The 24159-nt window shown below is 70.6% G+C and carries 23 protein-coding genes; 17 read left to right on the top strand and 6 right to left on the bottom strand.

The annotated features are described in order from the left end of the window. Positions 1 to 58: 58 nt before the first annotated feature. The 5 genes from ACFZAM_RS15075 to ACFZAM_RS15055 all read right to left on the bottom strand — a co-directional run bounded on the left by ACFZAM_RS15075 (position 59) and on the right by ACFZAM_RS15055 (position 5930). On the bottom strand, positions 59 to 3001 hold the full coding sequence (locus tag ACFZAM_RS15075) for a BTAD domain-containing putative transcriptional regulator (RefSeq protein WP_391046118.1): 2943 nt from the start codon (positions 2999 to 3001) through the stop codon (positions 59 to 61). 93 nt (positions 3002 to 3094) lie between these two features. Next, positions 3095 to 3379, bottom strand: coding sequence for a hypothetical protein (locus ACFZAM_RS15070; RefSeq protein ID WP_391046116.1), 285 nt, complete (start codon positions 3377 to 3379; stop codon positions 3095 to 3097). A 220-nt stretch (positions 3380 to 3599) separates the two neighbouring features. Further along, a complete protein-coding gene (locus ACFZAM_RS15065) occupies positions 3600 to 4085 on the bottom strand; it encodes a hypothetical protein (RefSeq protein WP_391046115.1) in 486 nt (161 codons plus the stop codon). Between the two features lie 217 nt (positions 4086 to 4302). Continuing rightward, positions 4303 to 4935, bottom strand: a complete 633-nt coding sequence (locus tag ACFZAM_RS15060) for a response regulator transcription factor (protein ID WP_188280250.1) — start codon at positions 4933 to 4935, stop codon at positions 4303 to 4305. 26 nt (positions 4936 to 4961) lie between these two features. Continuing rightward, positions 4962 to 5930, bottom strand: coding sequence for a histidine kinase (locus ACFZAM_RS15055; protein WP_391046210.1), 969 nt, complete (start codon positions 5928 to 5930; stop codon positions 4962 to 4964). A 356-nt stretch (positions 5931 to 6286) separates the two neighbouring features. On the opposite strand from ACFZAM_RS15055, the gene ACFZAM_RS15050 reads away from it, so the two are divergent. The 6 genes from ACFZAM_RS15050 (at position 6287) to ACFZAM_RS15025 (ending at position 11218) form a co-directional block, all read left to right on the top strand. Continuing rightward, positions 6287 to 6559, top strand: a complete 273-nt coding sequence (locus ACFZAM_RS15050; protein WP_188280217.1) for a hypothetical protein — start codon at positions 6287 to 6289, stop codon at positions 6557 to 6559. 45 nt (positions 6560 to 6604) lie between these two features. Next, entirely contained in the window at positions 6605 to 7063 is a 459-nt protein-coding gene (locus tag ACFZAM_RS15045; protein ID WP_355342569.1) for a CBS domain-containing protein, read from the top strand. Positions 7064 to 7175: 112 nt separating this feature from the next. Then, the gene (locus ACFZAM_RS15040; protein ID WP_355342566.1) at positions 7176 to 8462 is read left to right on the top strand and encodes an ArsB/NhaD family transporter; all 1287 of its coding nucleotides are present in this window, start codon (positions 7176 to 7178) and stop codon (positions 8460 to 8462) included. A 385-nt stretch (positions 8463 to 8847) separates the two neighbouring features. Next, on the top strand, positions 8848 to 9210 hold the full coding sequence (locus tag ACFZAM_RS15035) for a hypothetical protein (RefSeq protein ID WP_355342563.1): 363 nt from the start codon (positions 8848 to 8850) through the stop codon (positions 9208 to 9210). A gap of 227 nt (positions 9211 to 9437) precedes the next feature. Continuing rightward, the gene (locus ACFZAM_RS15030; protein WP_391046110.1) at positions 9438 to 10682 is read left to right on the top strand and encodes an FAD-dependent oxidoreductase; all 1245 of its coding nucleotides are present in this window, start codon (positions 9438 to 9440) and stop codon (positions 10680 to 10682) included. A 182-nt stretch (positions 10683 to 10864) separates the two neighbouring features. Further along, positions 10865 to 11218, top strand: coding sequence for a PRC-barrel domain-containing protein (locus ACFZAM_RS15025; protein WP_391046108.1), 354 nt, complete (start codon positions 10865 to 10867; stop codon positions 11216 to 11218). Here the strand turns inward: ACFZAM_RS15025 and ACFZAM_RS15020 are convergent. Beyond that, positions 11206 to 11847, bottom strand: a complete 642-nt coding sequence (locus tag ACFZAM_RS15020) for a TetR family transcriptional regulator (RefSeq protein ID WP_391046105.1) — start codon at positions 11845 to 11847, stop codon at positions 11206 to 11208. The genes ACFZAM_RS15025 and ACFZAM_RS15020 overlap by 13 nt on opposite strands. Positions 11848 to 11988: 141 nt before the next feature. Between ACFZAM_RS15020 and ACFZAM_RS15015 the strand changes: the two genes are divergently transcribed. The 11 genes from ACFZAM_RS15015 (at position 11989) to ACFZAM_RS14965 (ending at position 24130) form a co-directional block, all read left to right on the top strand. Then, a complete protein-coding gene (locus tag ACFZAM_RS15015) occupies positions 11989 to 13140 on the top strand; it encodes an FAD-dependent monooxygenase (protein ID WP_391046102.1) in 1152 nt (383 codons plus the stop codon). A 326-nt stretch (positions 13141 to 13466) separates the two neighbouring features. Beyond that, complete coding sequence (locus ACFZAM_RS15010; RefSeq protein ID WP_355342550.1) at positions 13467 to 14120, top strand: RNA polymerase sigma factor; 654 nt, start codon at positions 13467 to 13469, stop codon at positions 14118 to 14120. After that, positions 14117 to 15205, top strand: coding sequence for a CU044_5270 family protein (locus tag ACFZAM_RS15005; RefSeq protein ID WP_391046100.1), 1089 nt, complete (start codon positions 14117 to 14119; stop codon positions 15203 to 15205). Before ACFZAM_RS15010 ends, ACFZAM_RS15005 begins: the two co-directional genes overlap by 4 nt. A 142-nt stretch (positions 15206 to 15347) precedes the next feature. Then, the gene (locus tag ACFZAM_RS15000) at positions 15348 to 16367 is read left to right on the top strand and encodes an aldo/keto reductase (protein ID WP_355342545.1); all 1020 of its coding nucleotides are present in this window, start codon (positions 15348 to 15350) and stop codon (positions 16365 to 16367) included. 274 nt (positions 16368 to 16641) lie between these two features. Then, complete coding sequence (locus ACFZAM_RS14995) at positions 16642 to 17217, top strand: hypothetical protein (RefSeq protein ID WP_391046096.1); 576 nt, start codon at positions 16642 to 16644, stop codon at positions 17215 to 17217. 135 nt (positions 17218 to 17352) lie between these two features. Further along, a complete protein-coding gene (locus ACFZAM_RS14990) occupies positions 17353 to 18336 on the top strand; it encodes a PQQ-binding-like beta-propeller repeat protein (protein WP_391046095.1) in 984 nt (327 codons plus the stop codon). A gap of 659 nt (positions 18337 to 18995) precedes the next feature. Further along, positions 18996 to 20069, top strand: coding sequence for a substrate-binding domain-containing protein (locus ACFZAM_RS14985; RefSeq protein WP_366823751.1), 1074 nt, complete (start codon positions 18996 to 18998; stop codon positions 20067 to 20069). After that, positions 20066 to 21049, top strand: coding sequence for an ROK family protein (locus ACFZAM_RS14980; RefSeq protein ID WP_391046092.1), 984 nt, complete (start codon positions 20066 to 20068; stop codon positions 21047 to 21049). The genes ACFZAM_RS14985 and ACFZAM_RS14980 overlap by 4 nt, the downstream gene beginning before the upstream one ends. After that, the gene (locus ACFZAM_RS14975; protein WP_188280229.1) at positions 21046 to 21870 is read left to right on the top strand and encodes an ATP-binding cassette domain-containing protein; all 825 of its coding nucleotides are present in this window, start codon (positions 21046 to 21048) and stop codon (positions 21868 to 21870) included. Before ACFZAM_RS14980 ends, ACFZAM_RS14975 begins: the two co-directional genes overlap by 4 nt. Then, on the top strand, positions 21867 to 23108 hold the full coding sequence (locus ACFZAM_RS14970) for a sugar ABC transporter permease (protein ID WP_391046090.1): 1242 nt from the start codon (positions 21867 to 21869) through the stop codon (positions 23106 to 23108). Before ACFZAM_RS14975 ends, ACFZAM_RS14970 begins: the two co-directional genes overlap by 4 nt. Continuing rightward, a complete protein-coding gene (locus ACFZAM_RS14965; RefSeq protein ID WP_355342528.1) occupies positions 23105 to 24130 on the top strand; it encodes an SIS domain-containing protein in 1026 nt (341 codons plus the stop codon). The genes ACFZAM_RS14970 and ACFZAM_RS14965 overlap by 4 nt, the downstream gene beginning before the upstream one ends. Positions 24131 to 24159: the final 29 nt, after the last annotated feature.

The following is a 24159-nucleotide window of genomic DNA, read 5'->3' as shown; positions in this document are numbered from 1 at the left end:
CACGCCCCGTGACCTGGAATTCCCCTGGGTGGCGGTACGGACGGACCGCGCGGCGTCGTCATGGTGACGACGGGGGCGCCGGGGCTTTCGTCCGGTGCGCGTCACCGATGGTCTGCCACAGCCGCAGTGCGCGTTCGTGGTGGCGGTGTGCCAGGTCGTGGGCTCCGGCGGCGGCGTCCAGGTCGCCGAGCAGTTGCCAGCACGCGGCTTCGTCGTGGCGGTCGCCGTGTCGTTGGAAGATTCCGGCCGCGCGTTCCAGCGCCGGGCCGGCCCGGTCCCGGTCGTGCCGGCCGGCGTGCACGCGGCCGACTTCCAGCAGTGTGTACGCGGCGCACCGCTCGTCGGCCAGTTCCTCGAAGGCGGCCAGCGCCTGCCCCAGGCAGCGCAGCGCCTCGTCCGGATCGCCGCGCCGGTCGTGCAGCCGGCTGAACCGCCGCAGCACGACCGCCACCCGATGCCCGTCGTCGAGCGCCCTGGCCTGGCGCAACGCCTCGCCGAACCAGGACTCCGCCTCGTCGAGTTCGTCCTGCATGAGCCGCATCACGCCCATCGAACACGACAGTTGGGCTTCGAGGTGGCGGTCGCCCTCACCGACCGCGATGGACAGGGCCCGCTCGATACGGGCGGCGGCTTCGTCGTAACGGCCCTGCACCCGGCTGATCGTGCTCAGCATGGCCATCGCCAACGCCTGGCCGCGCTTGTCCTCGCCGTTCTGGCACAGGGCGGCGGAGGACTCCAGGGCGCGGGTCGCCTCGTCGAACTCGTCGCGGTAGATGTTCAGTTGGCCAAGGCCGCGCAGCAGCACCGACGCACCGCGCGTATTGCCCGCGGCCTCGGCCGCTTTCCACGCGAGCAGGTGCCCGTGCTCCCAGTCCTGGTAGAGGCACCGGTGGTCGTAGTAGGTCGCGGGACCTGCCGCCAACTCCCAGGCCAATTCGTCCAGTCCCCAGTCCACGGCCAGCCGCACCGCGCCGAGCAGGGTGACGCGTTCGGCGTCGAACCAGGCGACCGGGTCGGCCATCAGCCGGTCCACGACCGCGTCCGGCAGCGAACGGCGCGGCGCGGAACCGGGTTCGGCGACCAGCAGCCCTGCGGGCAGCCGATCGGTGGCGCGCCCGGCCAGATCGAGCCAGGTGGCCAGCACGCGGACCATCGCGTCCCGCCTGTCCGCCTCCGGCAGCTGTGCGGCGAGCTCCACGGCACAGGTCCTGATCAGGTCGTGGAGCCGGTAGCGCGGCTGGCCGATGGCGTCGGTGCTGGTGAGACGGACCAGGCTGGCGTCGACGAGGGTGTCCAGCACGTCGTCGGCGTCGCGGCGGTCCAGCAGCGGGCCGACCACCCAGCCGGGCAGGGTGGACGCGCCGAGCAGCCCCAGCAGGCTCAGCGCGCGTACCGCGTCGGGCGGGAGCAGCCGCACGCTCAGTTCGACGTTGGCTCGCACGCTGAGGTCCCCGATCCTCAGCTCGGCCAGCCGACGGGACTCGTCCTCGATCCGTTCCCGCAGCACCCGCAGCGACCAGGCCGGGCGGCCGGTGAGCTTGGCGCCGGCGATCCGGATCGCCAGCGGCAGGTTGTCGCAGCAGGCGAGGATCGCGTCGGCCTCCGCCGGTTCCCGCTCGACCCGCCGCCGCCCGACGATGCCGGTGAACAACTCCCGCGCCTCCGCCAGGCTCAGCACGTCCAGGTCGATGTGCCGGGCGCCGGGAAGCTGCGTCAGCAGCATGCGACTGGTGATGAGCACCGCGCAGCCGTCGGCGCCCGGCAGCAGGGGCAGCACCTGACTGGCGTGACCGGCGTCGTCCAGTACCACCAGCATCCGGCGGTCCGCCAGTAACGACCGGTAGAGCGCGGCCCGTTCGGGCAGGCCGGTCGGGATCGCGCTGCCGGCGACCCCGAAGGCGCGCAGCGCCTCGGCCAGCATCAGCGCCGGGTCCCGTGGGGCGTCCGACGTTCCGGCGAGGTCGAGGTAGAGCTGGCCGTCGGGAAAGGAGGCGCTGGCCAGCCGCGCGGCGTGCGTCACCAGGGAGGATTTGCCGACACCGGGACCGCCCACGACGACGGCCACCGGGGCCCGGTCGGGCGCCGACACGTCCAACTGCCGTGCGACCTGCGCCAGCGCGTCGGCTCGGCCCACGAAGTCATGCACGCCTAAGGGCAGTTGGCGTACCGGCAGCGCCATGGCCGGTTCGGCGGCGGCGCCGGGCCCGTCCGGTCCGGTGGTCGCGGGGCCGCTCGCCGGGGCCGGGGCCGGGGTGGGTGCCGCCAGGGACGGGTCGGCGGCCAGAATGCGCTGGTGCAGGGCTTGGAGCGGCGGGGTGGGATCGACGCCGAGTTCGTCCGCGAGCGTCCGGCGCAGCCGCTCGTACACCTGTAACGCCTCGCCCTGCCGCCTGCACCGGTACAGGGCGACCATCAAATGCTCGGCGACCTGCTCGTCGAAGGGGAACTCCCCTAGCAGGGCGGTCAGTTCCTCGATGACCTCACGATGGCGCCCCAGGCCGACCTCGATGCTCAGGCAGAGCTTGTGCGTGGCCGCGCGCTTCTCGTTCAGCCGTGCCGCGTCCAGCTCCAGGACCCGGCTCGCCATGCCGACCAGGGCGTCACCGCGCCAGCAGGCCAGCGCGCGCCGCAGCGCGACGGCGGTCTCCAACGGTGAGGTGTGCCGCTCGGCGAGCTGCCGCTGGTGGTCGAATTCCAGCAGGTCCAACTGCTCCCGTTCCAGGTGGATCTGGTAGCCGCCGCGCCGGGTGCTGATCAGGGAACGCGACGCCCCGCACGCGGCGAGGTTGCGGCGCAGTCCGGACATGGCGTCCTGGACCTGGCGGACCGCGGTGGCGGGGACCTTCCCGTCCCACATCACGGCAACGAGCTGTTCCATGGTGACGAGGTTGTTCGCGCCGACCAGAAGCGCGGCAAGCATCTTCGCCTGCCGCGCTCCGTCGAGTCGGACTTCGCACCCCGCGACCTGGACGTGCAACGGCCCCAGCACGCCGAATCTCATGCCCCCGGCACTCCACGATCAGTGCCGGACCCCCGTCTGACCCGGCATCAGAACCGATCTTAGCGCCGCCCCGTGGCCCGCAGGGGTGCAGGTTCAGCCATACGCCGCGAGGAAGCACGCGGACGTCAGAACGTCATAGTTCCTGTCATTGACGTCCTTTATCGTGGCGGCCAATGCGGGCACACAGGCGACAAAGGCGTTCTCCGCGTTGACGAAGGCGGCGACAGCGGTCGTGTTGCAGATGATGATCCGCGTCGTGGTGGCCGCGTAACCCCACTGCGTGGGCGTGCTGATGCAGGAGTTCGGGTTGGCGTCGGGCTTCACCTGCGCCGCGGGCGCGCCGGCAGGGGCCGTGGCGGCGGAGGCGGCAGGCGCCATCGCCAGACCACAGCCCGCGAGAGCGACCGCGGACAGCGCGGCGGCGGCGAGGCGGCGGCGGCGAGGCGGCGGCGAGGCGGCGGCCGGAGAGCGGCTTTCTCATCTGTTACCCCGTTTCGTGGGAAAAGGTGCTGATGGTACGGACGGTGTCCGTCACCAGCCGGACGACGGCCTTGGACAGGGGACTTCCTTCGACGGCGGCTTCCGTCGACAGGCGGACTCAGGTGGCCACGTCGAAGACGAGCCACGCCTGGTATCCCGAGTCCTGGGACGTTCCATTGCACGGATAGCCGCGCAGGCCGTACTGGAGGGAGAGATCGGCGCACATGTTGGCGTGGTCTTCCTGGTACCGCCCGTTCTGGAGCACGACCTGGGTGATGCCGTGAGCCTGGCGGGTGACGAGCCGCCACTCCTGCCATCCCCCGGTGTAGCTGGCGTTGATGACGACCTGCCACCGGTACGACGTGTCGTAGAGATCGCACGGAGCGTTGCGGACCCAGTCGACCGGATGCCCGTGATAGGTGGTCAACTCGCGGGAGTCCTGCATGCAGGTGTTGCCCGCGTCCGGCGACAACGATTCGAGCCGGTAGATGTGGCCGGTCTGCCACGACCAGGCGGGCGCGGCGTCGGCGGATCCCGTGGTGGCCAAGATCAGTCCCGCGGCCATCGCCACCGCGGCGGCGATACGAGGCAGGGGTTTTCTCATGTGGGCTCCTATCAGCCGGGTGACGGGACTCCCCGCCCACCGGCGCGGCGGGCTCACAAGCCAGGGAAACGGGTCCTTCGGACGTCCTTGACTCGTCCTGGCGCGAGGTCGCGGGGGCCATCGGGAAGCGCCGCTGATGTCGCCGCGTGCGGCGCGCCGGACCCGGACCCGGCGCCGGACCCCTGCCCGGTGCCGGACCCAGCCGCGGCCCCGGGCCTCAGGGTTCGACGAGGCCGGCCCGGATCGCGTACCGGGTGAGGTCGATCCGGTCGCGCATGCCGAGCTTCTGGAGGATGTTCGCCCGGTGCCGGTCGACGGTCTTCACGCTGATCACCAGCGTCTCGGCGATCTCCTTCGCCGAATTCCCCTCGGCGATCAGCTTGGTGACCTCCTCCTCCCGCGGCGTGAGGATGCTCTCCGGCAGCTTCTCGCCCTGCCTGGCCCGATGCAGGTAGTCCCGGATCAGCGCGGTGATCGCGCCGGGATAGAGGAACGGCTCGCCGCGCATCGCCGACCTGACCGCCTCCAGCAGGTCCCGGTCGGCGACCGACTTGAGCACGTATCCGGACGCGCCGGCCCGGAGCGCCTCGAAGAAGTACTGCTCGTTGTCGTGCATCGAAAGCATCAGGATGCGTACGCCGGGGGCTCGCCGGGAGATCTCACGGGCCGCTTGCAGGCCGGTCATCCGCGGCATCGCGATGTCCAGAATCGCCAGGTCGATCTCGGACCCGCGGATCATCTCCACCGCTTCCGCCCCGTCGGCGGCCTCGGCGACCACCGTCATGTCGGGCTCGGCGTCGAGAATCAGTCGCAGGCCCCGCCGGACCAGTGCGTGGTCGTCCGCCAGCATGATCCGGGTCTTGGTCGTGGACACGCTTACCCCCGCTTCCTCTCCGCCGCCGACGGAATCGGGCCGTCGGCGGGAACGGTCAGCCGGACCTCGGTGCCGGTGCCGGGCACGGCGGTGATGGACAGCCGCGCGTCGATCAGCAGCGCCCGTTCCCGCATTCCCCGGATGCCGGCGCCCTCCCGGCTCACCTCGCCGAGGCCGTCGTCGGCGACCCGCAGCACGACCGTGTCCGCCTCGGGCCGCAGCGACAGCTCGACCCGGCCGGCCCCGGCGTGCCGGGCCACGTTGGTCAGGCTCTCCTGGGCGATCCGGTAGATCACCAGTTCCTTCTCCGTGCTCAGCGCGGGCAGGTCCGGCTTCGCCCGCCGGACCACCGGCACCCCGCTGACCTGCGAGAACTCCGTCGCCAGCGCGTTCATCGCGCTGAGCAGCCCGAGATCCTCCAGCACGTCCGGGCGGAGCCTGCGGGCCACCCGTCCCACGTCGTCGAGGCTGGACCGCACCGTCTCCTGCACGGCGTGCAGGTCGTCGCGCAGGTCGTCCGGGGCCCGGTCCACGGCCCGCTTGAGGCCGAGCAAGACCACCGTGAGACTCTGCCCGATCTCGTCGTGCAGTTCCCGCGCGATCCGCTGCCGCTCCGCCTCCTGGGCGGCGAGCGCGTCCGCGCTGCTGGCGCTGCGTTCGGCCCCCAGCCGGTCCAGCATCGCGTTGAAGGTCGCGATCAGGTCCGCCAGGTCACCGTTGCCGGAGTCCGCCAGCCGGTCCCCGCCGCGCAGCAGGTCCACCCGGCGCATCAGCGCGGTCAGCGCTTCGAGCGGGGCCAGGCTGGCCCGCAACAGCAGGGCGTTCACCGTCAGGATGAGCGCCAGTCCGACGATCAGCACCGGGATCTCGGCCAGCCGTACCCGTGAGGAGACGGTGGCCGGTGAGAGCGCGAGCACGAGCGTACCGATCGTGAAGACCAGGCCGTTCAGCACGACCAGGCGGCGGAACAACGCCTGGGCAGGTGCCCTGCGGCCGGGCTCGTCCCGGCGCCCGTCCTTGCCTCGGCGGTCGGCCTCTTCTCGGCGTCCGTCCGTCCCTCGGCGGTCGGCTTCTTCTCGGTGCCCGGGCTCCTCTCGGCGGCCGGGCTCGGGAATGGCTGCCCGGTCAGCGGAATTGGTCACCGTGCCAGCCTCGCTCGGGAGCGGCCCGTTTGTCCATCGGGTCGCTCACCCATCCACAACCCCGTTCACCTGCATGTTCCGCGCGGGCAGAGATGGGTGTCGGACCCCATGGCCGGGCCGGCCGAATTCCCGAAACGTAGAGGGGGACCAGCCTCCCTTGCTCGAATGACCCGAAGGAGCCCTCAGTGGAGATCACCCGCACCAGTGTTTTCGGCGTCGGCGTCGTCAACCACTTCTCGACCCGTGAAGGGCAGCGCTTCGGCGTACTTGTGCATCAGTCCGGCCGCCGATCGCTGCTCTGCTACGGCGCGGGCGATCCGGACGTACCGGTCAACCAGATCGAACTGGACCTCGACGAGGCCGACCAGGTCGCCGAGGTGCTGCACAGCGTCTCGGTCGCCGACCGGCTGGCGAGCCTGGAACGCCGGCTCGCCGAGCTCCAGGGCGGGTTCGCGTGATCAGGACGTATCCGAAGGTTGGTCCAGGCCAGGGGAGTTGGTGGAATGCAGGCACAGCAGATCGCCGTGACCGTACCGACGGTGACCGTTCGGGACTCCGTGGCCCACGCGGTCCGGTTGATGGCGCTACGCCGGTTGCCCGGCATGATCGTGGTGGACGACAGGGGCCGACCGCGTACGGTGCTGCCGGGCACGCAGGTGCTGCGGATGGCGGTGCCCGACAGCTACCGGGCGGACCGGGCGTTGGCCCGGGCCATCGACGAGGCGCACGCGGATCACTACTGGGACGAACTCGGCGACCTGACCGTGGGCGACTGCCTGCACCAGGGGCTGGCCCGGGTGGTCACGGTCGGCCTGGACGGGACGCTGCTGGAAGTGGCCGCCCTGATGGCCGGGCAGCGCAGCCCGCTGGTGGCGGTGGTCGACCACGCCGGTGTGCTGGTCGGGGCGATCACGCTGGAGCGGGTGATCGCCGAATTCGCGGTGGCCCACCCGGACGTCTGATCGCGCCCGGACGTCTCATGGGGCCGGGACGGCTGATCGCGCCCGGACGTCTGCTCCCGCCGGGACGGCTGAGTCCGTCGTGCGGCGGCGCGAGCCGGTCGGGGGGTGACCGGTGAGCGCCGTCGTCGCGCTGGCCATCTTCTCGGTGGCGTTCTTCTTCATCGCCACCGAGAAGGTCGACAAGGTCAAAGTCGTACTGGTCGCGGCCGCCGTGATGCTGGTGTTCGGCCTCGCGCCCGGAGCCGAGGTGTGGTTCTCCCAGCACGCCGGGGTCGACTGGGAGGTCATCCTCCTGCTGCTCGGGATGATGATCATCGTCGGGGTGCTGAAGCAGACCGGCCTCTTCGACTACCTCGCCATCTGGTCCGCGAAGCGGTCGGGCGGCCGGCCGTACCGGCTGATGGTCATGCTGATGCTGATCACCGCTGTCGCGTCGCCGTTCCTGGACAACGTCACCACGATCATGCTGGTCGCCCCGGTGACGGTGGTGGTCTGCAACCGGCTGCACATCCCCGCGCAGCCGTACCTGATCGCGGAGATCCTGGCCTCCAACATCGGCGGCGCCGCGACCCTGATCGGCGATCCGCCGAACATCATCATCGGCAGCCGCGCCGGGCTGACCTTCACGGACTTCCTGGTGCACATGGCCCCGATCGTCGTCGTGATCTTCGCGGTCTTCGTGCTCTTCACCCGGGTGCTGTTCCGCAAGTCGTTCCGGTACAACCCGGAGCACGTCAACGCTGTCCTGGCGTTGCAGGAGCGGCGGGCGATCACGGACGTACGGCTGCTGGTGCGCTGCCTGGCCGTACTCGCGCTGGTGGTGGTCGCCTTCTCGCTGCACTCCGTGCTGCACCTCGACCCTTCGGTGGTGGCGCTGGTCGGCGCCGGGCTGATGCTGCTGGTCTCCCGGATGGACGTCACCGAGGTGCTCAACGAGGTCGAGTGGCCCACCCTGGTCTTCTTCATGGGCCTGTTCGTGATGGTCGCCGGTCTGGGGCACACCGGGGTGATCAGCACGTTCGGCGATTGGGTGGTCGGCCAGGTGGACGGCAACTTCTTCGGCGCCGCGACCGCCCTGCTGTTCGGTTCGGCGATCCTGGGGGCCTTCTTCGACAACATCCCGTACGTCGCCTCCATGGCCCCGGTGGTCGAAGGGCTGGTGGCCGAGGCGCCCGACGAGCGCACCGGTCAGGCGATCTGGTGGGCCTTCGCCCTCGGCGCGGACTTCGGCGGCAACGGCACGGCGGTGGCGGCCAGCGCCAACGTGGTGGCGATCGGCATCGCCGCCCGCAGCGGCCACCGCATCTCGTTCTGGCAGTTCACCCGTTACGGCATCATCGTGACGACCATGAGCTGCGTGATCGCCTGGCTCTACATCTGGCTCCGCTACTTCCTCTGAGCGGGCCGAGGCTTCTCCGAGCGGGCCGAAGCTTCTCCGAGCAGGCCGCATTCCCTCCGAGCGAGCCCGCCGACCGGGCAGGACATCCCGTCCTGCCCGGTCGGCGCGCTGCCGCGCGGCCGACCGACCGCGGCCTCACCTCGCCCCGGCGTCTCGCGCCCCGGTGTCACCGGCAGCCCCTCCCGCCATCCTCCGACGCCCCTGACGCATCACTGAACTCACTTCTTTTCAGGCTGAGTTACGGAAATTTCTTTCACTTGCCCGGCTTATTGCGCGACTGTGTCGCCGAACCTACGATCGGTGGCGCGCGGAGACCCCGCCCCGTCCCACGGATGCTGCTTCCGGCTCGTTCCGCTCCCCCCGCCCATCGAAGGGACAACGACCTGTGAGAAAGCTCCGTCTGACCGCCGCCGCGTGTACCGCGGCCCTGGCCGCCCTGCTGGTACCGGGCGCCGCCACCGCGTCCGCGAGCACCACGGACTGGCCCAGCGGCTGCCAGTACTACACCGACTTCGACTTCATCTACGGCCAGCTCTCGATCTACAACAGCAAGGTCTGCAACGGCGTCAGCCAGCCCGCCTACGCCGTGATCGAGAAGGTCAGCAGTACGGGCACGATCACCGCGGTGGCGTACGGCGTCGGCATCGTCCGCTACACCTGCCAGGGCACCGCCGTGAACACCTTCCGCTTCGACGGTGACCTCAGCCACCAGGTGACCCTGACCCCGGGGGCGCTTCCCTGCGGCTGACCACCGCGCACCCGTCCGCCGCCTCCCCCTCCGGCCGACGGTGAAGACGGGTCCTGTCACGGCGGTGGCAGGACCCGTCCACCGGCGGGCGCCCGCGCGGAGCCGGTGATCCCATGGGCTCACAGGCCGTGGCAGACGTGCGGGGCCGCCGACGGCCTGCCATGATCCGCAGGAAGAGGCAGCGCGTCGCCGAATCCGCGTTGCCCGTCGCGGGGCGGGAGGCTCGAATGACACGCGGAGCGAGTGAGGGCGCCGTAGACGTGGTGGTCGTCGGCGCGGGTGTGGCGGGGCTGGCCTGCGCGCAGGACCTGGTGGCCGCGGGGCTGCGCGTGCGAGTGCTGGAAGCGTCGGACGCGGCGGGCGGCAGGATGCGTACCGACGTACGCGACGGGTTCCGCTTCGACCGCGGCTTCCAGGTGGTCAACACCTCCTACCCGCAGTTGCGCCGTCGCCTGCGGCTGAGCGAGCTGCGCCTGCGGCCGTTCACGCCCGGCCTTCTGGTGCACACCCCTCAGGGGAAGCTCCGCCTGGGCGACCCGACGCGTCACCCGCGGATGGCGGCCGACCTGCGGCCCGGGCGGTTGGCCACGCTGCGTGATCTCGCCGGACTCGCCATGATGAGCGGCCGCGACCTGCTGGCGCCGCCCCGCGTCCTCAAACGCCAGACGGACCGCACGACCCGCACCGCGCTCGCGCAGGCGGGCATCGGCGACGAACTGGTCGAAACCCTGTTCCGGCCGTTTCTGTCGGGAGTCTTCCTGGAGGACGAGCTGGAGACCTCCAGCCGGTTCTTCCATCTGGTGTGGCGCTCCATGCTGCGCGGCACGCTGTGCCTGCCCGCTCGGGGAGTCGCCGCGGTGCCCGAGTTGATGGCGGCCGCGCTGCCGGACGGCACCGTCGCCTTCGACGTCCCCGTGGAACGGCTCACCGACGACGGGGTGCTGACGGCCCGCGGTGACGAACTGGCCGCGCCCGCGGTGGTCGTCGCCGCCGGCCCGGCCGCCGCGGCCTCACTCGTACCCGGCCTGCGCGTATCGGCGACGCGATCGGTCACCACGTACTACCACGCGGCTCCTGAACGACCGCGGGCCGAACCGACGCTCATCGTGGACACCGCACGGCGCGTGCTCAACACCGTCGTGCTCAGCGAGGTCAGTCCCACCTACGCGCCGCCCGGCCGGGCCCTGGTCTCCACCTCCGTGCTCGGAGTCGACGAGACCGAGGGCGGCGAGGCGGAGGTGCGCCGGGTACTGGCCGAGCTCTACGAGACCGACACCACGACGTGGGAGCCGGTGGCCGCCTACCGCGTCGCCGAAGCGCTGCCCGCCATGCCGCCGCCGTGGCCGCTCAGCCGTACCACGCGGGTCTCGCCCGGCCGCTACGTCTGCGGCGATCACCGGGCCACCGGCTCGGTCCAGGGGGCGATGGCCTCCGGCGCCCGCGCGGCTCGCGAGCTGCTCGCCGATCGCTGAGACCGTTCGATCGCTGAGGTCGGTCGGGCGTTGAGGTCGTTCGGGCGGGCGAGTCGGGGCCTGAGGTGTGGGCGCGGGGCGGGCGGGCACGCGACCGTCTGAGTACGCGTCACCGGCGAGCAGATGCCGCGACGGCATTCTCGTCACTCGGGGCGCGACGTTTCCGATGGAGGAGCCGCGACATGAGGGACAACATCTGGGGCTATCAGCACACCACCGGCCATACGGCGGGGACCGACCTGATCGGTTACCAGGTCGAGGCGACGGACGGTCACATCGGCAAGGTCGACAAGCACTCCGACGACTTCGACTCGGCGTATCTGGTCGTCGATACCGGCGTGTGGATCTTCGGCAAGCACGTACTGCTCCCCGCGGGCACCGTACGGTCGATTGACACGGCAGAACAGAAGATCTTCGTCGATCTCACGAAGGACCAGATCAAGAGCTCCCCGGAGTTCGTCGTGGACGAGCACACCGGTGATACCCACTACCGCGAGCTGGTGGCTCGGTACTACGAGAACCACTACAACATCTGACCCGCCGTCGGGGCGGCGGGGCCGGGCGGGGTGACCGCGGCCGTCCATCCCCGGTCGAGCAGGAGCATCGCCTGGTCGATCGCGGCGACGGGATCGGGACGGGAACCGGCGAAGGCGAGGGTTTCCAGGGTGAAGCGGGCGTAGGCGGCGCAGAGCAGGTCGTCGTGGGGGCGGCCGGTCTGCTCGGCGAGGGCGACGGCCAGGGCGTTCTCGTGGCGCAGGGTCATCGCGCGCGCGTACTCGCGCAGGGCCGGGGTCTGCCGGACGAGCTCCTGGAGGTCGGCGAAGCGCGGGTCACGCGTGTGGGGTGAGGTGGCGAAGCCCGTGAAGTGCGCGCGCAGGGCCTCGGGGATCGTCCGGTCCGCGGGGCGGTCGGTCACCGCGGCGACCAGGCGGGCCTCGTTCCCGGCGTCCTCGTCGAAGACCAGGGCCTCCTTGCCGCCGGGAAAGTAGTTGAACACCGTCGACACCGACACATCGGCGGACTCGGCGATCTCGCGGACGCTCACCTGGTCGTATCCGCGGTCCAGGAACAGCCGCAGCGCGGCGTCGGCGATCGCCTGCCGGGTGGCGGCCTTCTTGCGTTCGCGCCTTCCGGCGGGGGCGGCCCGGCCGATGGTGTCGTCCATGCGCCGACCGTACCCCGAAAGTTGTCATCGCACCATTATTGGAGTCGTTGTATGTTTGGAGGCGTTCGAATAATGTGACGGCGCTGGACATGCCTGCGGCATCGGGCCGCGGCCGTCCGGCGTCGGCGAGAGGAACCACCCATGAACCCCACGAACCCCGTAGCACCGGCCCAGGCCAGGATCAGCGTCATCGGCGCGGGACCCGGCGGCCTGACCTGCGCCCGCATCCTCCAGCGGCGCGGCCTCGCGGTCACCGTCTACGACCGCGAGGCCGGTCCCGACGTCCGCGACCAGGGCGGCTCCCTGGACCTGCACGCCGACAACGGCCAGATCGCCCTGCGCGAGGCCGGTCTGCTGGAGGAGTTCTTCGCGCTGTCCCGGCCCGAGGGCCAGGAGATGCGGCTGCTGGACCCGGACGGCACGATCACCGTCCGGCACGTCCCGGAAGCCGACGAGCTGTTCAAGCCGGAGATCGACCGCGGGGTGCTGCGCGACCTGCTCCTGCGGTCGGTGGAACCGGGAACGATCCGCTGGGGAAAGGGACTTGAGTCCGTCGGCGGTCCCGCCGAGGGACCGCGGCTGCTGCGCTTCACCGACGGCACCACCGTGGAGACCGACCTGGTCATCGGCGCCGACGGCGCCTCGTCACGCGTACGCCCGGCCGTCTCGCCCGCCGTCCCCGCGTACACGGGGGTGAGCTTCCTGGAGGCCTGGTTCGACGACGTCGACAACAGCCACCCCGAGATCGCCGAACTGGTCGGCCAGGGCATGGCCCACGCGGGCGACGGCGCACGCGCGCTGGTGGCCCAGCGCAACGGCGGCGATCACATCCGCGTCTACATCGTCCAGCAGGTCCCGGCCGACTGGATCAGCCGCGGCGGCCTGGCCGCCGACGACACCGACGCCGTCCGCGCCCTGCTCCAGGAGCGGTTCGCCCACTGGTCGGCGCCCATGCGACGGCTCATCACCGACAACGACGGCCCCTACGTCCAGCGGCCGATCTTCGCCCTGCCGGTCCCGCACACCTGGGAGCCGCACCCCACCGTGACACTCCTGGGCGACGCCGCCCACCTCATGCCCCCGCTGGGCGTCGGCGTCAACCTCGCCATGCTCGACGCCGGTGAACTCGCCGTCGCCCTGGCCACCGAGGCCACCGTCGCCGACGCCGTCCGCGCCTACGAGAGCACCATGCTCCCCCGCTCCACCGAGACCGCCGAACTCCTCGACGGCGCCGTCGCGGACCTCCTCACCCCCGACCTCCCCGACTTCGCCGACGCCCCCGCAAGGCCCTGATCCCGCAGAGACCTCTCTCGGCCCTGAGCCGCGAGGGCGGATTGCGTCATACGAACCCCGGCGCTCCGTCGGTGGCGGGACGGAGCGCCGCGGGCCCCGGTCAGCAGCTCGTGAAGGCGACGCGGGCGTTGTCGTAGGAGCAGACGTCGAGAACGAGGCCGGGCACCCCCCTTGCGGGCCCGGCAGACCCGTACTTCACCGGATAAGGGAGCGCACCGTCAGCCCTTTGTGCAAACCGGACGCACCGTTACTCTCGGGCGCGGGAAGCGGGCGGGCGGGCGGCTGTGACGGCGGACACAGGAACTCGGCCGGTGCTGCGGAGAGTAATGAGTGTGACGCAAACAGAACCAGCGGAGCCGTTGCGTGGGCGGATCCGTGCCGGAGACCGTTCCGCGTTCGCCGAGCTGTACGAACAGAGCGCGCGGGCGGTCTACAACCATGCGCTGCGGCTGACCGGGAGTTGGCCGGAGGCCGAGGACGTGATGTCCGAGACCTTCCTGGCCGCCTGGCGCGGGCGGGAGACCGTGGAGCCGGAGGGCGGGTCCCTCACGCCATGGCTCCTGGGCATCGCCACGCACAAGGCGCACAACGCCAACCGCGGACGGTGGCGCAGGCTCGCCTTCCTCGCGCGCAGCCCGGAGCCCCGCGCGGTCGAGGACTTCGCGGAGGAGGCGATCGGCCGGATCGACGACGCGCGACGGCTGGCCGCCGTCCACGAGACGCTGCGCCGACTTCGCCGCCAGGACAGGGAGGTGATCGCCCTGTGCGTGGCGGCCGGGCTGGACTACCGGCAAGCCGCCGAGGCACTGGGCATCCCGGTCGGCACCGTGCGCTCGCGGCTCTCGCGCGCCCGCAAGCGACTGGCCGAGCTGAGCGCCGTACCGGCACGCGACACGGCGGGGGAACCGGACCGCGTTCCCGGAGAGAAAGACGGCGAGGCCGTGTTCGCGGCGCTCTTCTTGCAGGAGGAAACCCGATGAAGGCTGACAACGCGCCCGCCACCGTCCCGGCCGAGGCGGAAGAACTGCTGGCCGCCTCGGCCGCCTGGGACCACCTTTCGCCGAGCCGCCATCGGCACCTCAAGGACGTTCTGATGCGGCGGATCGACCAGGACCTCGCCCGCGGGACCCGTACGACGACGACGCCGATGGTGGCGCCGATGGTGGTGGTGGCGGCGGCGACCCCGCAGCGCCGCCGCCGGCAACCGCGTCCGATGATGGTGCTTCCCGTGGCGGCCGCACTGACCGCCGTGCTCGTCGTCACCGCGTCCGGCGGCGGACACGCCCCTGGGCACTTCCCCGCGGCCCCTCCGGCGCACTACAACAGCGCGTCCGCCACGCTCAGCCGCATCGCCGCCGTCGCCATGACGGGCAACGTGACGCCGGTGAAGGACGACCAGTTCGTGTATGTCGAGACGCTGACCCGGGGGAACAAGGGCGCGTTCGGCGGCCAGGTCCGGCTCGGCGCGCTGCACAAGCAGGAGTACTGGACCGTCCAGCGCCCCGGCCCCATGACGGAGGAGGGCTGGATCCGTGAATCGGGGAAGGACGCGGTGATGCCGGGGCTGGGGCCCATGGTGGCCACCTCGCCCGTGTACGCGGGACTTGACCACCCCACCTACAAGTGGCTGGCCACGCTGCCCACGGACCCCGAGGCGCTGCGCGCGCTGCTCTACGCCGAGACCGAGCCGTGGGGCACCTCCTCGCTGGACGAGACCGTCTTCTCGAACATCGGCGGGATGCTGAGCACGGCGATCATGCCCCCGGCCACCGCGGCCGCGCTGTACCAGGTCGTGGAGAAGATCCCCGGCGTCCGCGTGGTGCCCGACGCCGTCGACGCGGCGGGCCGGCACGGCTTCGGCATCACTCGCCACGACCCCGGAGCCGCCACCCGCGACACGTGGATCTTCGACAAGGCCACGCTCACGTATCTGGGCTCGCGGTCCTACATGATCGGTCACCAGGGCGACGGCACCGCCGTCGAGACGTTGTACGGCGTGAATGCCGTCATGCGGCGCGGCGTGGTCGACCGCCCTGGTGAGGTCCCCGCGAGCGTCGAGGGCTGACGACGGGCGGGCCGGCCGCCGTAGCCGGACGGTGGTCGGACGAGTTGCCGTACGAAGTGCTGGACGTATTGCCGTACGAAGTGCCGGACGTAGTGCCGGACGTATTGCCGGATGAGACCGGCACGACAGTGGAGAGCGCACCATGAAACGCAGAGTCCTCGGCGGTACGGGTATGTCGGTGAGCGAATTCGCCCTCGGGACGATGATGCTCGGCGCGATGGGCAACACCGACCACGGCGAGTCCGTGGCGATGATCCACACCGCGCTGGACGCAGGCATCAACTTCATCGACACCGCGGACGTCTATTCCGCGGGTGAGAGCGAGGAGATCGTCGGCAAGGCGCTGAAGGGGCGGCGCGACGAGGTCGTCCTCGCCACCAAATTCGGGCTGCCGATCGGATCGGACGACAACCGGCGGGGCGGATCCCGCAGGTGGATCACCCAGGCGGTGGAGGGGAGCCTGCGCCGTCTCGGCACCGACCGCATCGACCTCTACCAGATGCACCGCTGGGATCCGTTCACGGACCTCGACGAGACGCTTTCCGCGCTCTCGGACCTGATCCGGGCCGGGAAAGTACGGGCGATCGGCTCGTCTCTGTTCCACCCGGAGCAGACGGTCGAGGCGCAGTGGGCCGCCGAGCGCGGCCACCACCACCGCTTCCGGTCCGAGCAGCCGCCGTACAACGTCCTGCTGCGCGGCGTCGAGGCCACCACGCTGCCGACCGCCCAGCGATACGGCATGGGCGTCCTCACCTTCGGCCCGCTCGGATCCGGCTGGCTCTCCGGCCGCGCCGATCCCACCGCCGGTCACCGCAACGCGGGAGCCGCCACGCCCCTGTTCGACCAGGCGGAACCGGGGAACCGGGCCAAGGCGAAGGCCGTCGGAGAGCTCACCGAACTGGCCGCCGAAGCGGGGCTGAAACTCGCCCATCTGGCCACCGCGTTCGTGCTGACCCACCCGGCGGTCACCTCGGTCCTGCTCGGTCCGCGCACCCCCGCGCAGCTCACCGACCTGCTGGCCGGCGCCGATGTCGCACTCAGCGACGACGTACTGGACCGCATCGACGAGATCGTCCCGCCGGGGGTCAACCTCAACCAGAAGGACATCCTCTTCCTGCCCTCCACCCTCGGCGACAAGCACACCCGCCGACGCCCCCGCTGACGCCGCCCCAGGACGAGTTGCCCCCGACGACGGGCTCGGTCCCCGACAGGTGCGCGGGGACCAGCTTGGGGCTGTTTTTCCTCCGAGGATGACCGATGCCCCCCCGGGGGGCCAGCGGCACACCGTGATGGGGTCCGTACGGGCAGTGACCTGTACGGGCCAAGATCTTTCGGAGGGGGCCGCACCGGCACCGGGCTTGACATCGTGACGACGCGTTCGCGCGATCCTCGGGGGTAGACGACTGTCGTTGTGGCGACGGCAGTTGGGGGCGCGGATGAGCAGCGAGTACCGCCAGGACGGGGATGTGGACTGGGATGGTGAACGCCGTTGGTACGACCGCCTGTGGGTGCGTGTCGGGACGGCAGTGGCCTTCCTCGCGGTGATGTACGCCGCGCTGTGGTTCTGGCTGGGCTTCAACTTCGGCGGTTTCGCGGGCGGCTTGGGCGCCGCCACGGCGGGCTTGTGGCGGCAACGGACCTTCCGGCGACACCTCGCCCAGGAGGCCGGAATCCGGCCCCGGCAGATCCCGGTGATCGCCCGCCGCCTGCGCAAGGGACGCGTTCCCGCGGACCCGGCCGTACGGCACGCCATGACCGTCCTTCTGCGACGCCAACGCAAGGCGGCGCGCAGCGGCCTTCGGTGGCTGCCCTGGCTCGCCGGGTTCTACCTCGTCCTCGGCACCATCCTCCTGATCGTGGGTACCACCGGCTTCGGTGTCTTCTGCCTGACGATCGGCGTCCTCCTCGCCGCCGCCCGGGCCGCCCACAGCCGCACAACCAGACGCCTCGACCGAGCCGAAGCCCGACTCATCCCTCCGCCGCCCCCTCCCGCCACCATGGCTCGCGGCTGACGGTGACACTCTCCGTCGCGCATGGTCGCCTTCAACGAAGTGCGTCGATCCGTCAGGGGTCGGGTGGGGAATTCTGGGATGCGGCCTCCGCTCGTCGGAGCTCTGGAGATGTGTCGGCGCCGCGTAATGCGGAGATTGGGAAGCGTTGTGCTCGAATTGCTAGATGTGGTCCTGGAAACAGTGTTTGCGGAAGAAGCTCCGGACGGCGTCGTGCCGGTTTTGGCTCAAGGTGAGAGTGATACGCCCATATTGCTCTCAAACGGTACCGGCTACGATTGTTGGCGTTGGGACCCTCGCACCGGTGAAATGCTCTGGAGGTTTGCGGGTGAGGATCTGATATCGACGGTTGCGGTGGCCACCCCGACGAATGGTGATGCCGTCGTCGCGGTGGCCACGGATATCGGGGTGGTGCGGGTTGATGCTGCAAGTGGCAGGACCGTGCCCGTTGGCGCGATGGCTGAGTTTGATGACACCGCTTGGGACGTCACCAGTGGGCCGCTGCCCGGTGGGCGAGCGTTCATCGCTGTTGCCGCGCAGTGTGAGCCGTTCATCCACTATTGGGACGCGACTACCGGCGAAGCGTTGAGCCCTCAACTGACGGGGCCGGATTATCCGCTGAAGACCATCACGTCACTGTCGCTCAAGGACGGCACGGTCCTCATCGCAGCGGAGGACGAGGCTGGAGTTGTGTATCGGTGGGTCGCCTCGACCGGCGAGCCATTCGGATCACATATTCATGGCTTTGGCGAATACAACATGAGGATGACCGCGCTGACGCATCCCGACGGCCGGGCTGTCCTGGCGTCACTCGACATGAATGGAAACTTGTCTCGGTATAACGGGGTGACTGGTGAGCCGCTGGGTCCTGCTTTGTCGATGGGCCCGGACGTCGGTGCCATCGCCGCGGGCTGTTTGAATGAGTCCGCGCTTCTGTTCGTGTCTTCCGGTGCGGGCCCTGTGCACATTCTCGATGCCTTCACGGGTGAAGCCGCCTATGCACCGATCCCGGGTAACAACCCAGCGGTTCTCGAGTGTTCTGACGGCGCTATCCTGTTGGCTACGGTTCACGCATCCGACGACTATGCAACGGTGAGTCGATTGACTCACCCTTCCGGCTAGCTCGGCCACTGCGGGCGGCCCGCCGAAGTCGGCGGAAGCGCCATGGGTCGGTGCTGGTCTTGGAGCCGCCCGGGAATGGATCTTCGCCCACCTGAGGCACCTGCGGTGAGCCGAGGAGGCTGCGCCGATCCGGTCGCGCGTCCGCTCGCCGGGCATCTTGCGGGTCCTCGTCCACGCCGCCGCCCGTGCGCTGGCGTCCGCTGAGCCCACGTGCGTCCCCAAGGTTCCACAGGCCGTCCAGTTCGCTTGCCTCCGGTGAGGCGCGTCCGGGCCGGCCTCTTCCTGTCTGCGGGGGCTTTCGGTTCGGAGGGGGTGGGTGCGGCGGGGTGGGATTGGATACGACCGGTGGTTCGTACCAGAGGGAGGGCGGGGGGTCGGGGGGAATCGCGGGGGAGTTGGGGTCGACGGGGGCGGCGGCGCGGGGTGTGCGGGTGGGGCGGGGGGAAATTTGCTGGTCACCTCGGGGTAATACCAGTGGTTTGCTTAGGTTATCGAGCTGTAATACCAGAGGGTTGACCACTGGTTGATACCAGATCTAGCTTGAGGCAACTCACCCCGCTACACATGGCTCAGAGGTGGACGAAACTCTCATGAACGTTACTTCTCATTCACACCGCCGACGCATGGCCGTTGCGGGGGTGGCTGTAGTTGGAGCCCTCATGCTGGCCTCGTGCTCGTCGGACACATCCGACGCGACCTCCGGCTCGACCGGCGGCTCCGGCGGCGGCAAGGCCAAGGACAAGCCGATCGTGGCGCTGCTGCTCCCGGAGAACGCGACCGCCCGGTACGAGGCGCGGGACAAGCCGACCTTCGAGAAGCAGCTCGCGGAGAGCTGCCCCAAGTGTCAGCTCCGCTACTACAACGCGGCCGGGGACGCGAGCAAGCAGCTCAGCCAGGCCGAGTCCGCGCTGACCGAAGGGGCCAGCGTGCTGGTGATCGACCCCGTCGACTCCAAGGCCGCCGGGGCCGTGGTCGCCAGCGCCCGCAGGCAGGGCGCGAAGGTCATGAGCTACGACCGCGTCATCTACAACGCGGCCGTGGACTACGGGGTGAAGTTCGACAACGTCCAGCAGGGCGCCGTCGGCATGCAGTCCCTGCTCGACAAGCTGAAGAAGGACGGCAAGACCTCCGGCAACGTCGTCATGATGAACGGCGACCCCGTCGACTCGGGCGCCAAGCCGGAGAAGGACGGCGCGCACAGCGTCATCGACAAGTCCGGCTTCACCGTCGCCGCCGAGTACGACACCAAGGGCTGGTCGGCGGCCAACGCGCAGAACCAGATGCAGCAGGCCATCACCAAGCTCGGCGCGTCCAAGATCGCCGGTGTCTACGCGGGCAACGACGGCATGGCCACCGGTGTCGTCGCCGCGCTGAAGAGCGCGGGCATCAAGCCGATGCCGCCCGTCACGGGCCTCGACACGCAGCTCGACGCCATCCAGAACATGGTCGCGGGCGACCTGTACGAGAGCACGTACCTGCCGGTCGAGACCGAGGCGCGGATCGGCGCCAAGGCCGCCGCCGCCCTCGCCACCGGACAGAAGCCCTCCGGCGAACTGCTCAACGGCACCATCGACGACGGCGCGGGCAAGGTGCCCGCCTACCTGCTCGAATCCATCGCCGTGACGATGGAGAACATGAAGGAAATCCTGCTCGACAGCGGCTATCTGACCGTCGATCAGATCTGCACGGCCAACTACAAGAAGGCGTGCGTCGAGGCGGGACTCATCAAGTGACCTCCTTCTCCACCGGCGATGCCGCCCAGGTCGTCGCAGTCGACCTGGGCGGCACCACCGCCCGCGCGGCGCTCGTCGACCGCGGCGGAACCGTGACCGCCAGGCTCAAGGAGCCCGTCCGGCACGACGCGGCGCACGAGCAGGTCGCCGATCTCATGACGCGGATCGCGGCCGGTACGGACGCGGTCTCGGCGGTCGTCGGACTGCCGGGACGGGTGGACCACGTCGAGGGCCGTCTGCACGTGGCGCGCAATCTGCCGTCCACCGACCTCGGCCGCCTGTCGGCCGCGTACCTCTCCGAGGCCACCGGACTCGCCGTCGAGCTGGCGGGTGACGCCGAGTTGGCCGCGATCGGCGAGGCGTACTTCGGCGCCGGGTCCACCGCGGGGACGACGGCCTATCTGACCCTCTCGACGGGGATCGGCGCGGCGGTGGTGAGCGACGGCCGCGTGCTGTCCGGACGCGTGTCGGGGTTCCAGATCGGATTCCTGCACCTGCTCGGCGCCGGGCGCCCCATGATCGAGGACCTCGGCTCGGGACAGCGCGTACGCGAGGCCGGGCGTGAACTGGGCAGGGACGTCGACTACCGCGCCCTGACCGACCTCGCCTCAAGCGACGGCGCCCCCGGCGCCGACCCCGTACCGACCGCGCCCCACCCCCGCGCCCTGGCCGCCGCCGCCCTCACCGACATCGCCGACGCGGCGGCCGCCGCCGCGATCCTCCTGTGCCACGTCGTCTCACCCGACGTACTGGTCGTCGGCGGCGGCCTCGCCCGCGCGGCCGGCGCCCAGCTCCTCGACGAGCTCGACCGCCGCATCAGCGACACCGCGCGCTCGCACGTGTCCTGGGACGTCGACGTACGCGCCGCCGTGTGCGGCGACGACGCCGGTCTCGTCGGCGCCGGCGCGTGGCACCTCGCCCAACCGATCGCGGTCGCCACCGCGGCGGACCGACTCGGCATGAAAGGAGACCGCCGATGACAACGACCGTTGACAGGGCGGCCGACCGGGCGGGAGAACGCCCGCCGCCCGTGCTGGAACTCGAACACATCAGCAAGAGCTTCGGCGCCGTTCAGGCGCTCAGCGACGTCAGCATGACCGTCGCCGCGGGAGAGGTCGTCGCGCTCGTCGGCGACAACGGCGCGGGCAAGTCCACCCTGATCAAGACGATCGCCGGTACGCACCCCCGCGACGGCGGCACCATGGCGGTGAACGGCGAGCCGGTCTCCCCGCGCAAGCCCACGGACTCCACCCGCCTCGGCATCGCGACGGTGTACCAGGACCTCGCGCTGTGCGACAACCTCGACATCGTCGCCAATCTCTTCCTCGGCCGCGAGAAGCACCACGGCGGCTTCCTGAGCGCGCTCGACATGGAAGAGGTCGCCGTCGGGCTGCTCAAGCGGCTCTCGGTCAAGATCAAGGACCTGCGCGCGCCCGTCTCGTCGCTCTCCGGCGGGCAGCGCCAGTCGGTGGCCATCGCGCGGTCCCTGCTCGGCGATCCGCGGCTGGTCATCCTGGACGAGCCGACCGCGGCGCTCGGCGTCGAGCAGACCGCCGAAGTGCTCGAACTCATCGAGCGGCTGCGGAGCGAAGGGCACGCCGTCCTCATGGTGAGCCACAACCTGGCCGACGTCTTCGACGTGGCGGACCGCATCGTCTGCCTGCGGCTCGGGCGCAGCGTCACCGAGTTCCCCGTCGAGGGGACCACAGAAGAACAGGTTGTCGCCGCCATCACCGGCGTCGCCGACAGCAGTGCCCAAAAGCGCCGGACGCTGCGCCGCGACCGGGCTCAGGAAGGATGACCGTGACCACCAACACCGCAACCGCCCCCGCCGGGCAGAGCGTGCTGCCGCCAGGACCGCCGGCGCAGGAGAACTGGGTGCGCGAGCGCGTCCAGCGCCTGCGTACCGGCGACTTCGGGGCGCTGCCCGTCATCCTCGGCCTCGTCGTCATCTCGCTGGTCTTCCAGATCGCCAACCAGCGGTTCCTCTCGCCGCAGAACCTCTCCAACCTGAGCCTGCAGATCGCCTCGACCGGCGTCATCGCGCTCGGCATCGTGTTCGTCCTGATCATCGGCGAGATCGACCTGTCCGCCGGATCGGTGAGCGGGATCACCTCCGCCTCCATGGTGGTGCTGAGCATCAACCAGGGCTGGCCGCCGGTCCTCGCGATCGTCCTGGCCGTCGTGTTCGGCGCCGCGATCGGCCTGTTCCACGGCTTCATCTTCACCAAGCTCGGCGTTCCGTCGTTCGTGCTGACCCTGGGCGGCCTGCTCGCCTGGCAGGGCGGCCAACTCCTCGTCCTGGGCAACCAGGGCACGATCAACATCCCCTACGACGGCACCATCGCCTCGCTCGCCAACACCACGCTCCCCGCGTGGATCGGATACGTGATCGCCGCTGTCTACGCGGGCGCGGCCTTCGGCGGGACGGTCCTCACCGCCAGACGGCGACGCGAACGCGGCCTGACCGTACGGCCGCTCACCGGGGGCCTGGTGCGCGCCGGAGTGATCACGGTCCTGATCGTCGCGGCGACGACCGTCTTCGCGCGGTGGCACGGCATACCCCTGTCGCTGATCATCTTCGTCGGACTCGTGGTCCTGGTCGACCTGCTGCTGCGCGGCACGACCTTCGGCCGCAAGCTGTTCGCCGTCGGCGGCAACGCCGAGGCGGCCCGGCGCGCGGGCATCCAGGTCGGCACCGTCAAGGTCATCGCCTTCACGATCGCCTCGTCGCTCGCCGCCTTCGGCGGTGTGCTCGCGGCCTCACGCCTGTTCGCGGTCAACCAGGCCAGCGGCGGCAGCGACATCCTGCTCAACGCGATCGCCGCCGCGGTCATCGGCGGCACCAGCCTGTTCGGCGGACGCGGCACCGCGTACTCCGCACTGCTCGGCATGCTCGTCATCGGAGCGGTGTCCAACGGCATGGATCTGCTGAACCAGACCTCCGCCGTCAAGTACGTGATCACCGGCGCCGTACTCGTGGCCGCCGTGGTGATCGATTCCCTGGCACGACGAGGAAGGGCGGCCAGCGGCCGATGAGTGTCAACGCGTTTCTGCGCCAGGGGTTCATCCCCTTCGACGAGGGCGTGCTGAGCCAGACCAGCCGGCTCACCGAGGTCGCACCGGTGCTGCGCGAGCGGGCGCTCGCCGCGGCGGGTGCGGTCGGCCGCCCCGACCAGGCCACATTCATCGGCATCGGCGCGAGCCTCGCGGCGCTCGCCGCACCGGTCGCCCACCTGTCGGCGCGCGGCATCCCCAGCGTCCGGCTCAACGCGGCGCAGGCGGGGCCGTTCGACGAGACCACCACGCTCGTCGCGCTGTCCCAGTCGGGCCGCAGCCGCGAGACGGTCGACGTGATGCGCGCGGCCACCGGCCGCAAGCTCGCGGTCGTCAACGTCACCGACTCGCCGATGGCCGCCGCCGCCGACTCGGTGCTGACCCTCGGCGACCTGCCCGACAGCCTCGCCTCGACGATCGGGTTCACCGCCTCGGCGATGGCCGTCTCCATGCTCGCCGAGACCTGGACCGACGGCGAACCGTCGCCGACGTGGCTCAGCCTGGGGGAGCGGCTCGCCGGGTTCCTCGACGCGACCTCCGCACAGGCCGAGGAGATCGCGGACCGGCTGTCGGCCGCGTCGATCATCGACCTGGTGGCGCCCGCGGACCAGTACGGTGTCGCCGAGAGCGGCGCGCTGCTGCTGCGCGAGGTGACGCGGGTCCCCGCGGCGTCGTTCGAGACGCGGCAGTACCTGCACGGGCTGATGGAGTCCACCCACCCCTCGACGCTGCACATCGTTCTCGACGGTCCCGACGACGGGCAGATCCTGCGCGCCCTCGGCTCGCTCGGCCGTCAGATCGTCGAACTGCGGACGGGCGCTCCCGTCGTCCACGGCGAGCGGACCCTGGTCGTGCCGGTCGAGGCGCACAACCCCCTGGAGATACCGGTGTTCGTGGCGGCGCTGCTGCAACAGGTGGCGCTGCGCTCGGCGCGGGCGCGGGGGATCGATCCGGACGAGTTCCTCTTCCTCGACACCGGAACCAAACTCGACGACGGCGAATAGCCCGGCCGGGCGGCCGTACGAGGGCGGTA

It is taken from the genome of Streptomyces sp. NPDC008079 (assembly GCF_042957385.1).
GTDB lineage: Bacteria > Actinomycetota > Actinomycetes > Streptomycetales > Streptomycetaceae > Actinacidiphila.
Note: the sequence above shows the minus strand (reverse complement) of the source record. Positions and strands in the feature narration are given on the sequence as shown.

Bases quoted from the DNA above. Each gene is read 5' to 3' on its own strand.
- ACFZAM_RS15075 (WP_391046118.1), bottom strand. From the start codon at position 3,001: ATGAGATTCGGCGTGCTGGGGCCGTTGCACGTCCAGGTCGCGGGGTGC.
- ACFZAM_RS15070 (WP_391046116.1), bottom strand. From the start codon at position 3,379: ATGGCGCCTGCCGCCTCCGCCGCCACGGCCCCTGCCGGCGCGCCCGCG.
- ACFZAM_RS15065 (WP_391046115.1), bottom strand. From the start codon at position 4,085: ATGAGAAAACCCCTGCCTCGTATCGCCGCCGCGGTGGCGATGGCCGCG.
- ACFZAM_RS15060 (WP_188280250.1), bottom strand. From the start codon at position 4,935: ATGCTGGCGGACGACCACGCACTGGTCCGGCGGGGCCTGCGACTGATT.
- ACFZAM_RS15045 (WP_355342569.1), top strand. From the start codon at position 6,605: ATGCAGGCACAGCAGATCGCCGTGACCGTACCGACGGTGACCGTTCGG.
- ACFZAM_RS15030 (WP_391046110.1), top strand. From the start codon at position 9,438: ATGACACGCGGAGCGAGTGAGGGCGCCGTAGACGTGGTGGTCGTCGGC.
- ACFZAM_RS15025 (WP_391046108.1), top strand. From the start codon at position 10,865: ATGAGGGACAACATCTGGGGCTATCAGCACACCACCGGCCATACGGCG.
- ACFZAM_RS15020 (WP_391046105.1), bottom strand. From the start codon at position 11,847: ATGGACGACACCATCGGCCGGGCCGCCCCCGCCGGAAGGCGCGAACGC.
- ACFZAM_RS15015 (WP_391046102.1), top strand. From the start codon at position 11,989: ATGAACCCCACGAACCCCGTAGCACCGGCCCAGGCCAGGATCAGCGTC.
- ACFZAM_RS15010 (WP_355342550.1), top strand. From the start codon at position 13,467: ATGAGTGTGACGCAAACAGAACCAGCGGAGCCGTTGCGTGGGCGGATC.
- ACFZAM_RS15005 (WP_391046100.1), top strand. From the start codon at position 14,117: ATGAAGGCTGACAACGCGCCCGCCACCGTCCCGGCCGAGGCGGAAGAA.
- ACFZAM_RS15000 (WP_355342545.1), top strand. From the start codon at position 15,348: ATGAAACGCAGAGTCCTCGGCGGTACGGGTATGTCGGTGAGCGAATTC.
- ACFZAM_RS14995 (WP_391046096.1), top strand. From the start codon at position 16,642: ATGAGCAGCGAGTACCGCCAGGACGGGGATGTGGACTGGGATGGTGAA.
- ACFZAM_RS14985 (WP_366823751.1), top strand. From the start codon at position 18,996: ATGCTGGCCTCGTGCTCGTCGGACACATCCGACGCGACCTCCGGCTCG.
- ACFZAM_RS14975 (WP_188280229.1), top strand. From the start codon at position 21,046: ATGACAACGACCGTTGACAGGGCGGCCGACCGGGCGGGAGAACGCCCG.
- ACFZAM_RS14970 (WP_391046090.1), top strand. From the start codon at position 21,867: ATGACCGTGACCACCAACACCGCAACCGCCCCCGCCGGGCAGAGCGTG.
- ACFZAM_RS14965 (WP_355342528.1), top strand. From the start codon at position 23,105: ATGAGTGTCAACGCGTTTCTGCGCCAGGGGTTCATCCCCTTCGACGAG.